At 73.3% G+C, this 12,680-nt stretch carries 9 protein-coding genes; 7 read left to right on the forward strand and 2 right to left on the reverse strand.

The features are described 5' to 3' along the window. Positions 1–28: 28 nt before the first annotated feature. The 5 genes from AB0C84_RS01270 (at position 29) to AB0C84_RS01290 (ending at position 8,775) form a co-directional block, all read left to right on the forward strand. A complete protein-coding gene (locus tag AB0C84_RS01270) occupies positions 29–1,312 on the forward strand; it encodes a hypothetical protein (protein ID WP_361059967.1) in 1,284 nt (427 codons plus the stop codon). Positions 1,313–1,656: 344 nt separating this feature from the next. After that, positions 1,657–6,228, forward strand: coding sequence for a glutamate synthase large subunit (gltB, locus tag AB0C84_RS01275; RefSeq protein WP_361059970.1), 4,572 nt, complete (start codon positions 1,657–1,659; stop codon positions 6,226–6,228). A gap of 18 nt (positions 6,229–6,246) precedes the next feature. Next, complete coding sequence (locus tag AB0C84_RS01280; RefSeq protein WP_361059973.1) at positions 6,247–7,710, forward strand: glutamate synthase subunit beta; 1,464 nt, start codon at positions 6,247–6,249, stop codon at positions 7,708–7,710. A 118-nt stretch (positions 7,711–7,828) separates the two neighbouring features. Then, a complete protein-coding gene (locus tag AB0C84_RS01285) occupies positions 7,829–8,263 on the forward strand; it encodes a helix-turn-helix transcriptional regulator (protein ID WP_361059977.1) in 435 nt (144 codons plus the stop codon). 71 nt (positions 8,264–8,334) lie between these two features. Continuing rightward, a complete protein-coding gene (locus AB0C84_RS01290) occupies positions 8,335–8,775 on the forward strand; it encodes a VOC family protein (protein ID WP_361059980.1) in 441 nt (146 codons plus the stop codon). Positions 8,776–8,794: 19 nt separating this feature from the next. On the opposite strand, the gene AB0C84_RS01295 is transcribed toward AB0C84_RS01290, so the two are convergent. Next, positions 8,795–10,222, reverse strand: a complete 1,428-nt coding sequence (locus tag AB0C84_RS01295) for an aminotransferase class I/II-fold pyridoxal phosphate-dependent enzyme (RefSeq protein ID WP_361059983.1) — start codon at positions 10,220–10,222, stop codon at positions 8,795–8,797. A gap of 232 nt (positions 10,223–10,454) precedes the next feature. On the opposite strand from AB0C84_RS01295, the gene AB0C84_RS01300 reads away from it, so the two are divergent. After that, on the forward strand, positions 10,455–11,315 hold the full coding sequence (locus tag AB0C84_RS01300; RefSeq protein ID WP_361059986.1) for a hypothetical protein: 861 nt from the start codon (positions 10,455–10,457) through the stop codon (positions 11,313–11,315). Positions 11,316–11,331: 16 nt separating this feature from the next. Here the strand turns inward: AB0C84_RS01300 and AB0C84_RS01305 are convergent, their stop codons facing one another. Continuing rightward, a complete protein-coding gene (locus tag AB0C84_RS01305) occupies positions 11,332–12,015 on the reverse strand; it encodes a helix-turn-helix transcriptional regulator (RefSeq protein ID WP_361059989.1) in 684 nt (227 codons plus the stop codon). Positions 12,016–12,081: 66 nt separating this feature from the next. Here AB0C84_RS01305 and AB0C84_RS01310 point away from each other — a divergent pair, with 66 nt between their 5' ends. Beyond that, positions 12,082–12,639, forward strand: coding sequence for a type 1 glutamine amidotransferase domain-containing protein (locus AB0C84_RS01310; RefSeq protein ID WP_361059992.1), 558 nt, complete (start codon positions 12,082–12,084; stop codon positions 12,637–12,639). Positions 12,640–12,680: the final 41 nt, after the last annotated feature.

Here is a 12,680-nt window from a genome sequence, read left to right on the forward strand (position 1 = left end):
GCGCCCGCGGCGAGTAGTCTGCGCCGTCGTGGATCCCGATGAGCACCGCCGCGGCGGCTCTGGGCGGCCTCCGGTGAACCGTCCGGGCCGCCGGCAGCCCGCCGGGCGCCGGACGGCGCAGTCCCGGTCGGGCGGCCCGCGCCGGACGCCGCCGCCCCGCCGCACTGCGGCGCGCCGGGAACGCCCGGCCCCGCCGCCACCGCGGACGCCTTACGACGACGATCCGTACGAGGGCGTCCCGTACGGGGACGCCCCCTACGAGGACGGCGGCCAGGACGGCCCGTTCGCGTCCGGCGAGGACGCCCGAGGCGCCCTCCCGCCCGAGGGGCCCGCCGCCCACCAGGCCCGCCCCAGGCGCCCGGAGAAGCGCGGCAAAGCCCAGCGCGGCAAGCCCCAGCGCGAGAAGGCCCAGCGCGAGAAGGCCCAGCGCGAGAAGGCCCAGCGCGGCAAGCCTCAGCGCGAGAGGGCACCACGCGGGAAGGCCCAGCGCGGGAAGGCCAAGAACGCGGGCAGGCCCTCGGAACGTTCCGGCGCGGCGGAACCCGGGCAGGCCGCGGCGCGCCGCGCTGGAGGGCCGGGTCCGAAGCTCTACTTCGGTGCGGCTGCCGTCCTGGGCGTGCTGGTGCTGCTCGGCCTCGGCGTCGTCGCCCTGACCGGCGGCGGCGACTCCGCGCCGAAGCCCGGCGGCGCCCCCGGTGCGGCGATCGGGCGTCCCGCCGGGACCGGCCCGTCACCGACGTCCTACTCCAGTTCGCCGTCCAGCTCCGCCTACGCGGGGATCGCGAACCGCGGCGCGGACCCGAAACCCCTCACGGAGGGCGAGGCGTTCCCGTCCGCGGCGGCGAAGCTGCCTCTTCCCGACGGGAAGGTCTCGGTGAAGCTGCGCGCCAAGCGGCTGGACGGCGACTGCGCCGCCGCCGTGTGGGGCGGATCCGTCGGCGAGGAGCTCGGCAAGGGCGGCTGCACACAGGCGGCGCGCGCGATCTACTCCGACACCGAGCACGGGTACGCGCTGTCCGTGGCCGTGTTCAACCTCGCCGGGTCCGCGGACGCCGACCGGTTCGTCGCGAGGCTGGAGACCACGATCGGCGCGGGCTTCGTCCGGCCCCTGGAGGCGCCCGCCCCGCTGGACCGTTTCGGGCGCGGCTTCGGCATGGCCCGGGGCCTCGCGATGGGGCACTTCGCGGTGGTGTCGTGGGCGCAGCGCCTGGACGGCAAGGGCGACGAGAAGGACGAGAACCTGCTGTCGCTGCTGATCGAGGGCGGCAAGGCGCCGGCGGTGCTCGGCCGCGCGGCCCGCGGGACCGGCTGACCCCCGTCCGGCCGAAACCGGTCCGGTCGGGCCCGGTGCCTCCACGGTCCGCCCCGCGTCTGCAGCAGGGCATATTTCGGTAGGTTTTCGGCGCGTTGCCGTAAACATCGCGTACCGGTGATGATCCTCACCGAGGTCAGGGCGTTACGCGGCCCGGGTCAGCCGGGTAACCTGGTCTAAACCACTTGCAGATGACGCACGGCCGATCGCGCCGAAGAAGTTTCGCGATCTGGTGCAGTCGGGCATGATCCCGGCAGTGATGTAATGTCATCTCACCGCAGCAGGGCCAACGCCGTCCCGTGCCGCACTGACATCGAAGCAGTGACACGACGACGGGAGGGTTGATGGCTGCTGCTGCCCTCACACCTGATGGCCGTGCACCGGGCCGCCCCCAGCCGCAGGGCTTGTACGACCCGGCCAACGAGCACGACGCCTGCGGCGTCGGCATGGTCGCCGACCTGCACGGACGCAAGAGCCACGACATCGTCCAGAACGCCCTGGACGTCCTGAAGAACCTGGACCACCGGGGAGCCGTCGGCGCGGAGCCGGACGACGGCGACGGCGTCGGCATCCTCGTCCAGATCCCGGACGCGTTCTTCCGCGAGGTCTGCGACTTCCCGCTCCCGGAGGCCGGCGGCTACGCGGCCGGCATCGCGTTCCTTCCCGCGGAAGGCGACGAGCGCGCCGCCGCGGTCGCCCACGTGGAGACGCTGTGCGTGGAGGAGGGCCTGACGGTCCTCGGCTGGCGCGAGCTCCCGCACGACCCCGACTTCACGGGCCCGGCCGCCCGCCGGGTCATGCCGCACTTCGCGCAGATGTTCGTCGCCCCCGCGCCCGGCGGCCCGCACGACGGCAGGACCGGCCTGGAGCTGGACCGCGCCGTGTTCTGCATGCGCGAGCGCGCCGAGCAGGACGTGCGGGTCTACTTCCCGAGCCTGTCCAGCCGCACGATCGTCTACAAGGGAATGCTGACGACCCCGCAGCTGGAGCCGTTCTTCCCCGACCTGTCGGACCGCCGGTTCACCAGCGCGATCGCGCTGGTCCACTCGCGGTTCTCGACCAACACGTTCCCGGCCTGGGAGCTGGCGCACCCGTACCGGTTCATCGCCCACAACGGTGAGATCAACACCGTGAAGGGCAACCGGAACTGGATGCGGGCCCGCGAGGCGCTGCTGAGGTCCGACCTGCTGCCCGGCGACATCTCCCGGATCTTCCCGGTGATCGACATCGAGGCGTCCGACACCGCGTCGTTCGACGAGTGCCTGGAGCTGCTGCACCTCGGCGGCCGGTCGCTGCCGCACGCGGTGCTGATGATGATCCCGGAGGCGTGGGAGAACCACACCGAGATGGACGCCGAGCGCCGGGCGTTCTACGAGTTCCACTCCACGCTGATGGAGGCGTGGGACGGCCCCGCCAGCGTCAGCTTCACCGACGGTACCGTCGTCGGCGCGGTCCTGGACCGCAACGGGCTGCGCCCGGGCCGGTACTGGGTGACCGACGACGGCCTGGTCGTGCTGGCCAGCGAGGCCGGCGTGCTGGACATCCCCGCCGCCAAGGTCGTCCGCAAGGGCCGCCTGCAGCCCGGCAAGATCTTCCTCGTCGACACCGCCGCGGGGCGGATCGTCGAGGACGACGAGGTCAAGGCCGAGCTGGCCGCCGAGCACCCGTACGGGGAGTGGCTGCACGAGGGCCTGGTCCGGTTCGAGGAGCTGCCGCAGCGCGAGCGGGAGATCCCGACCCACGAGACGCTCGTCCGGCGGCAGCAGACGTTCGGCTACACCCTCGAAGAGCAGCGGATCATCCTGACGCCGATGGCGCGGACGGGCGCGGAGCCGATCGGGTCGATGGGCACCGACACCCCGATCGCGGTGCTCTCCGAGCGCCCGCGGCTGCTGTTCGACTACTTCAAGCAGCTGTTCGCGCAGGTCACGAACCCGCCGCTGGACGCGATCCGCGAGGAGCTCGTCACCTCGCTGCAGTCCACGCTCGGCCCGGAGGGCAACCTGCTGGAGCCCGGCCCGGCCTCGTGCCGGCGCCTGGTGCTGCCGACCCCGATCCTGGACAACGACGAGCTGTCCAAGATCATTCACATCGACGACGAGGGTTCGCTGCCGCACCTGGCCGCGCACGTCGTGCACGGCCTGTACGAGGTCGCCGGCGGGGGAGAGGCCCTGCGGTCCCGCCTGGAGGAGATCAACTCCGAGGTCAGCCGGGCCATCGAGGCCGGCGCGCGGATCATCGTGCTGTCGGACCGCGGCGCCGACTCCGCCCGCGCCGCGATCCCGTCGCTGCTGCTGACCGGCGCCGTGCACCACCACCTGATCCGGGAGAAGACCCGCACCCAGGTCGGCCTGGTGATCGAGACGGGCGAGGCCCGGGAGTGCCACCACATGGCGCTGCTCATCGGGTACGGCGCGTCCGCGATCAACCCGTACCTGGCGATCGAGACCGTCGAGGACCTCGTGCGCGGCGGCGCGATCGAGGGGCCGGACCCGGCCAAGGCCGCCCGGAACCTGGTGAAGGCCTACGGCAAGGGCGTCCTGAAGGTCATGTCGAAGATGGGCGTGTCCACGGTCGCGTCCTACACCGGCGCGCAGATCTTCGAGGCGATCGGGCTCGGCGAGGACGTGGTGGCGCGCTGCTTCACCGGCACCACCTCGCGGCTCGGCGGTGTCGGCTTCGACGTGCTGGCCCGCGAGGTCGCCGAGCGGCACGCGCGCGCCTACCCGCCGGGCGGCAACGACCTGGCGCACCGCACCCTGGAGGTCGGCGGCGAGTACCAGTGGCGCCGCGAGGGCGAGCCGCACCTGTTCAACCCGGACACGGTGTTCAAGCTCCAGCACGCCACCCGCACCCGCCGCTACGAGATCTTCAAGGAGTACACCTCCAAGGTCGACTCGCAGGCCGAGAAGCTGATGACGCTCCGCGGGCTGTTCCGGCTCCGCGAGGGCGACCGGGAGCCGGTGCCGATCGAGGAGGTCGAGCCGGTATCGGAGATCGTCAAGCGGTTCTCCACCGGCGCGATGTCCTACGGCTCCATCTCGGCGGAGGCGCACGAGACCCTGGCGATCGCGATGAACCGCCTCGGCGGCAAGTCCAACACCGGCGAGGGCGGCGAGGACCCGGCGCGCTTCACCCCGGACGAGAACGGCGACCTGCGGCGCAGCGCGATCAAGCAGGTGGCCTCCGGCCGGTTCGGCGTGACCTCGGAGTACCTCACCAACGCCGACGACATCCAGATCAAGATGGCGCAGGGCGCCAAGCCCGGCGAGGGCGGCCAGCTGCCCGGCCACAAGGTCTACCCGTGGATCGCCAAGACGCGGCACTCCACCCCGGGCGTCGGCCTCATCTCGCCGCCGCCGCACCACGACATCTACTCGATCGAGGACCTGGCGCAGCTCATCCACGACCTGAAGAACGCCAACCCGGCGGCGCGCGTGCACGTCAAGCTCGTCGCCGAGGTCGGGGTCGGCACGGTCGCGGCCGGGGTGTCCAAGGCGCACGCCGACGTGGTGCTCATCTCCGGGCACGACGGCGGCACGGGCGCGTCCCCGCTGACCTCGCTCAAGCACGCCGGCGCGCCGTGGGAGCTCGGCCTCGCCGAGACCCAGCAGACGCTGCTGCTGAACGGGCTGCGCGACCGGATCGTCGTGCAGACCGACGGGCAGATGAAGACCGGCCGCGACGTCGTCGTCGCCGCGCTGCTCGGCGCCGAGGAGTACGGCTTCGCGACCGCGCCGCTGGTGGTGTCGGGCTGCATCATGATGCGGGTCTGCCACCTGGACACCTGCCCGGTCGGCGTCGCCACCCAGAACCCGGTGCTGCGGCAGCGGTTCTCCGGCAAGCCCGAGTTCGTGGTGAACTTCTTCGAGTTCGTCGCCGAGGAGGTCCGCGAGTACCTGGCGGCCCTCGGGTTCCGGTCGCTGGACGAGGCAATCGGCCATGTCGAGATGATCGACACCCGGGAGGCGGTCGAGCACTGGAAGGCCGCCGGCCTGGACCTGGCCCCGATCCTGCACGTCCCGGCGCGGGCGGAGGGCGCGGCCCTGCACCGGATGACCGAGCAGGACCACGGGCTGGAGAAGGCCCTGGACAACACGCTGATCCAGCTCGCCGAGGGCGCGATCTCGTTCGGCGACCCGGTGCGGCTGGAGCTGCCGATCCGCAACGTCAACCGGACGGTCGGGACGATGCTCGGCCACGAGGTGACGAAGAAGTGGGGCGGCGGCGGGCTGCCCGACGACACCATCGACGTCACCTTCACCGGTTCGGCGGGCAACTCCTTCGGCGCGTTCGCGCCGCGCGGCGTCACGCTGCGGCTGGTCGGCGACGCCAACGACTACGTCGGCAAGGGGCTGTCCGGCGGGCGGGTCACGCTGCGTCCCCCGCGGGACGCAGGGTTCGCCGCCGAGGAGCAGATCATCGGCGGCAACGTGATCCTGTACGGCGCCACGTCCGGCGAGCTGTTCGCCCGCGGGGTCGTCGGCGAGCGGTTCTGCGTCCGCAACTCCGGCGCCACCGCCGTCGTCGAGGGCGTCGGCGACCACGCCTGCGAGTACATGACCGGGGGCCGCGCGGTGATCCTCGGCCGGACGGGACGCAACCTCGCGGCCGGCATGTCCGGCGGCATCGCCTACGTCCTGGACCTCGTGCCCGAGCGGGTCAACGGCGAGATGGTCGACCTGGAGCCGCTGGACGCCGCGGACACGGACTTCGTCCGGGCGCTCACCGAGCGGCACCTGGCCGAGACCGGCTCGGCGGTGGCCCGGCGGCTGCTGGACGACTGGGACGGCGCCGCCGCCCGCTTCACCAAGATCATGCCGCGCGACTACCGGCGGGTCCTGGACGCGATGGCCAAGGCCGAGGCCGAGGGGCGCGACGTCGACGAGGCCGTCATGGCCGCGGCGCAGAGCTGAGAGAGGGGGACTTCCAACATGGCTGACCCGAAGGGTTTCCTCACCGTCCGGCGGGAGCTCCCGCAGCGCCGCCCGGTCGACGTGCGGATCAGGAGCTGGTCTGAGGTCTACGAGGACTTCGGCAAGGACCGGCTGGAGAAGCAGGCGAGCCGCTGCATGGACTGCGGCATCCCGTTCTGCCACCAGGGCTGCCCGCTCGGCAACCTCATCCCCGAGTGGAACGACCTCGTCTACCGCAAGGACTGGCAGGAGGCCGTGGAGCGGCTCCACGCCACCAACAACTTCCCGGAGTTCACCGGGAGGCTGTGCCCGGCCCCGTGCGAGAGCGCCTGCGTCCTCGGCATCAACCAGGACCCGGTGACCATCAAGCGGGTCGAGGTCGAGATCATCGACCGGGCGTTCGCGGAGGGCTGGGTGCGCCCGCAGCCGCCGGCCGTCCAGACCGGCAGGCGGGTCGCGGTGGTCGGCTCGGGGCCCGCGGGCCTCGCCGCCGCCCAGCAGCTCACCCGCGCCGGACACGACGTCACCGTGTACGAGCGCGCCGACCGGATCGGCGGCCTGCTGCGCTACGGCATCCCCGAGTTCAAGATGGAGAAGCGGCACCTCGACCGGCGCCTCGCCCAGATGCGCGCCGAGGGCACCGCCTTCCGGACCTCGGTGAACGTGGGCGTCGACGTCACCGCCGACGACCTGCGCGCGTCGAACGACGCCGTCGTCCTGGCGGGCGGCGCCACCGCGTGGCGCGACCTGCCCGTCCCGGGACGCGAGCTCAAGGGCGTCTACCAGGCGATGGAGTACCTGCCGCCCTCCAACAGGGCGCAGGAGGGCGACTACGACGAGTCCCCCATCTCCGCGGAGGGCAAGCACGTCGTCGTCATCGGCGGCGGCGACACCGGCGCCGACTGCATCGGCACCGCGATCCGGCAGGGCGCCGCGTCGGTCACCCAGCTGGAGATCATGCCGCGGCCGCCGGAGGCGCGCCCCGACGGCCAGCCGTGGCCGACGTACCCGATGCTGTTCAAGGTGGAGAGCGCCCACGAGGAGCTCGCCGGCATGGGCGGCGACCGCGTGTACGCCGTGTCCACCACCGAGTTCCTGGGCGACGCGGACGGCAACGTCCGCGCGTTGAGGCTGGTGGAGGTCGGCGGCCCGCAGACCGGGTTCGCGCCCGTCGAGGGCAGCGAGCGGGAGATCCCCGCCGAGCTGGTCACGCTCGCCATGGGCTTCCTCGGCCCGGAGCGCGAGGGCCTGCTGGAGCAGCTCGGCGTCGAGCTGGACCAGCGCGGCAACGTGGTCCGCGACGGCGACTACCGGACGTCCGTGGACGGCGTGTTCGCCGCGGGCGACATGGGCCGCGGCCAGTCGCTGATCGTCTGGGCCATCGCCGAGGGCCGCGCCGCCGCGCACGGCGTCGACGCCTTCCTCGGCGGCCGGACCGACCTGCCGTACCCGATCCCGCCGACGGCGCGCCCGATCGCCTGACCCGCACAGCGAGCGGTGGGGCCCTGGAGGAGCGATCCTCCAGGGCCCCACCGCTGTACGGGGTGTTCACCGGTCGGCGGGCCGGTCTCCTGTCGGTGCGGTGTGCCAGCATCGGCCCATGGGAAACGTTCGGACGGGCGCGCCGCCCACCCTGGACACCGGCGTCCTGCGCCGGATGAGGCTCGCCCGCGACGCCATGGACCGCGAGTGGGCGGAGCCGCTGGACGTCTCCGCCGTCGCCGCCCGCGCCGGGTACTCGCGCTACCACTTCGTCCGGCTGTTCCACGACGTCTACGGCGAGACGCCCGGCGCCTACCTCACCCGCCGCCGCATCGAGCGCGCGCAGGACCTGCTGCGCACCGCCAACCTGACCGTCACCGAGATCTGCATGCAGGTCGGCTTCACCAGCCTCGGCACGTTCTGCACCCGGTTCAAGCAGCAGACCGGGGCGACGCCCACCGAGTTCCGCAGGCGCGCCCGCGCCGGAGCCACCTCCGCCATCCCCGGATGCTTCGTGATGTTCTGGGCGGGCGGCTTCCGCGAGCAGCAATAATCGAGAAGGCCGGGCGGCCCGCCGCGCCCTAGCGTGAACGCGTCATCCCCGTTCACCAAGGAGGCACCGGCATGATCACCAACCTCGGTCTGGCCACGGTCTGGGTACTCGACCAGGAGTCGGCCAAGAAGTTCTTCACCGACAAGCTCGGCCTGGAGGTCCGCGACGACCTGACCCTCGGCGAGGGCGGCATGCGCTGGGTCACCGTCGGCGCCAAGGACCAGCCCGAGCTGAGCCTCGCCCTCATGGTCCCCGGCCCGCCCACCATGGATCCCGATTCCGCCGCCCAGATGAGGGCGCTCATCGCCAAGGGCGTCCTCGGCGCCGGCGCCTTCAACACCGACGACTGCCAGGCCGAGTACGAGCGCCTGTCGGCCAACGGCGTCGAGTTCGTCCACCCGCCCCAGAAGCGCCCGTACGGGATCGAGGCGATATTCCGGGACGACTCCGGCTGCTGGTACAGCCTCACCCAGCCCTTCGACGAGCTCGACGAGACCGTTCCCTGGGGCTGAGCGGCCCCGGGGGGGCGGATCAGCCGGTGAGGCGGGCGCCGAGCTCGCGGAGCACCTCCACCAGCCGCTCCACGTCGGACTTCGTCGTCCGCCAGTTGAGCGGCGCCGGACGGAACACCGTCATGCCCCGGTAGGTGCTGGTCCCCGCGTAGACGCGGCCGTCCGCGAGCAGCGCCTCGCCCAGGCGCGCGTTCAGCTCGTCCAGCCGCTCCTCCGGGACGCCCTCGGGCCGGTACCGGAAGCACGCGATGCAGAGCCGCACCGGGGCGAGCAGCTCCAGGTCGGGCGCCGCCTCGACGAGCCCGCCCAGATGGGCGGCCACGTCGAGGTGACGCTCCACCATCTCCCGGTACCCGTCCCGCCCGTACGCGCGCAGCGTCGCCCAGATCGGCAGCGCCCGCGCGCGGCGGGACGACTCCGGGCCGAGCATGTTGTAGTTGATCCGCTCCTCGTCGGCGTCCGGCAGGTACGCCGCGCCCCACGCCCCGAACGCCCGGCTCAGCGACGCCGGGTCGCGCACGAAGGAGAACCCGCTCTCGTAGGGCACGTTCAGCCACTTGTGGCCGTCCGCCGTCACCGAGTCCGCCCGCTCGACGCCCTGCGCGAGATGGGCCGTCCGGGGGCTGAGGGCCGCGAACAGCCCGAACGCGCCGTCCACGTGCAGCCAGGCCCCGTGCCGCTCCGCGAGGTCCGCCAGCTCGGCGATGGGGTCGCTGTCGCCCGTGTTCACCTCGCCGAGGTTCGCCACGATCACCGCGCGCCCGCCCGCCCCGGCGAGCGCTGCGTCCATCGCCTCCAGATCGACCCGCCCCGCGTCGTCGCGGCCGAACGTCCGCAGGGTGTCCCGGCCGCAGCCGAGGATCTGCAGCGCCTTGCGGGTGCTGACGTGCACGAGCCCGCTGGTGAGCACCGGCATCGCCGGCAGCCCCGCCAGGCCCTGCGACGCGACGTCCACGCCGTGCCCGGCCGCCCACCAGTGCCGCGCGGCCGCCAGGCCCGCGACGTGCGCGAGCGTGGCGCTCGGCGTCAGCACGCCGCCGAACCCCGGGGGCAGCCCGAACAGCTCCTTCAGCCAGCGCAGGACCACCGTCTCCGCCCGCGCCGCCAGCGGCGACGTCAGCCAAAGCCCGGCCGCCTGGTCGAGCAGCGACGCCGCCCAGTCGCCCGCCATCGCCGCGGGCGTCGACCCGCCCACCACGAAGTGGAAGAACCGCGGCCCGGACGAGTGCGTCGCCGCCCGGGTGCCGATCCGCACCAGCCGCTCGACGGCGGCCACCGCGCCGTCCCCCGTGTCCGGAAGCGGCCCGTCCAGCTCGTCCAGGAGGGGGTCCTGCGCCCGGTCGTGGACGGGGCGGTCCGGCAGGCTCGCCAGGTACGGCTCAGCGGCCCGCGCCACCACCGCGAGCGGGGCACCGGCGATGTCACGTTCGTCAAGCGGATCGCTCATGACGCAAGGAGATCACAGAGACGGTGCCATCGGGAATGTCGAGAAACATGAGGAAGAGGGCGACTTGTGGTCTTCGTGCTGGTCGGCTACGGTCCCGCCTGGGTTCGCCCCCGCGGGACCTCAGGGGCCCGGCCACCCACCGCTGGGGTGGCCGGGCCCACCGCCCCGCCCCCGCGAACGGCGTCCGTTTCCTACAAGACGCCCGGCCGCCCCACGCCCTAACGTCACCAGCATGAAAGTCCTGCACGAAACCGGCCTCGCGCGCGCCGCGGAGTTCATGCGCCTCAACGGCCGCCTCATCGACCGGCACCGCTTCGCCCTCCACTTCCGCGGCGGCCCCGCCGCGCCCGTCCTCGCCGCCCTCAGGGCCTACGAGAACCCCGACGGCGGCTACGGCCACGCCCTCGAACCGGACCTGCGCGGCGAGGCCAGCCAGCCCGTCCCCGCCCAGCACGCCCTGGAGATCCTGCACGAGGCCGGCGCCGACGACGACCCCGCCGTCACGCGCATCGCCCGCTACCTGGCCTCCATCACCACCGACGGCGGGGGAGTGCCGTTCGTCCTGCCGACCGTCCGCGACGCACCCCACGGCCCCTGGTGGCGGACACCCGACGACCCGCCCGGCGCCATCAACCCCACCGCCACCCTCGCCGGCCTGCTCCACAGGGCCCGCGCCGACCACCCCTGGCTCGAACCCGCCACCGCCTTCTGCTGGCGCTACCTGGAGACCCCCGGCGCCGAACCCGGCGGCTACGACGTCCTCGCCGTCCTGACGTTCCTCGACCACGTCCCCGACCGCGACCGCGCGGAGGCCGCCTTCACCCGCGTCCGCGGCGTCCTCGCCGCCCACGCCACCAGCGACCACCAGGGACCGCTCGACTTCGCGCCCGCCCCCGGCGGGTACGGGCGCCGGCTCTTCGACGCCCGCGAGATCGACGCCGGCCTCGACGCCCTCATCGACGAGCAGGGCGACGACGGCGGATGGGACGTCGACTTCCCCATCTGGACGCCCGTCACCGGCCCCGAATGGCGCGGCAACGTCACCGTCGAACGCCTCAGGACCCTGCGCGCCTACGGGCGCCTCAAGCCCTGAGCGGGCCCGGAGGCGCTCACAGCAGGTTCCGGACGGGCTCGCCCGCCAGGTCCCTCACCTCGTGCGCGAAATGGGCCTGGTCGGCGTAGCCCGCCGCGAACGCGACCTCCGCCAGCGGCCCGCCCGCCCGCGCCAGGCCCAGCGCCCGCTGGAACCGCAGCACCCGCTGCAGCGTCTTCGGCCCGTAACCGAACGCCGCCAGCGACCGGCGCCGCAACTGCCGCTCGCCGATCCCGAGCGCGTCCGCCACATCGCGGACCGACCCCTCGGCCAGGCCCGCGACCACCGGGCCGACGAGCGGATCAGCCGGGCCCATCCGCCCCCGCACCGCCGCCACCAGCGCCGCGCGTCGATCGCCCGCCGCCGCCACGGCCGCCGCCAGCCGGTCGGCCTCACCGCCCCACAGCTCCCGCAACGGCACCCGCCCGTCCCGCAGAGCGTCCGCCGGGACGCCCAGCACCGGCGGCGCCGTCCCCGGCGCGAACCGCACCGCCGCGATCTCCTCGCCCGGCCGCATGGCCGCCGGCATCGGGCCCGTGTCCGGCCCCGCCACCACGATCCCGCCGGCCGTCCAGAGGAGGTCGACGCAGCCGTCCGGGAGCACGCGCTGGACGAACGGCCCGGCGTCCGGAGGCAGCGCCGCCGTCCACGAGCAGGCCAGCCCCGGCGTCCGGTACTCGCGGTAGCCCGTGGGGTTCATCCTTCCTGCATACCACCCGCGTTCACGGGCAGGGGCCCCAGTACACACCGACCACCGGAGGAGACCATGCCGAACAACGATCTTCAGGGCGGGGCCGTCGCCTTCCTGTGCGCCCCCGAGGGCACCGAGCAGGTCGAGCTGACCGAGCCGTGGAAGGCCGTGGAGCAGGCCGGCGCCACCCCGCGCCTGGTGTCCACGCAGTCCGGCCGCCTCCAGGCGTTCGACCACCTGGACAAGGGCGACACCTTCCCCGTCGACACCACCGTCGACGCCACCGACCACAGTGAGTTCGACGGCCTCGTCCTTCCCGGCGGCGTCGCCAACCCGGACTTCCTGCGCACCGATGCCGGCGCCGTCGCTTTCGTCCGGTCGTTCTTCGACGCGGGCAAGCCCGTCGCCGTCATCTGCCACGGCCCGTGGACCCTGATCGAGGCCGACGTCGTCCGGGGACGGACGATGACGTCCTGGCCGAGCCTCCAGACGGACCTGCGCAACGCGGGGGCCACCTGGGTGGACGAGGAGGTCAAGATCTGCGAGGACGGCCCCAACGTCCTGGTCAGCAGCCGCAAGCCCGACGACCTCAAGGCGTTCTGCCAGGCCGCCGTGGAGGCGTTCAAACGGTGACGCGGCCACATGTGGTCTAGACCTCTGACCTAGACCACTCG

Source organism: Actinomadura sp. NPDC048955, assembly GCF_040649435.1.
GTDB classification, from domain to species: Bacteria; Actinomycetota; Actinomycetes; order Streptosporangiales; family Streptosporangiaceae; genus Spirillospora; species Spirillospora luteofluorescens.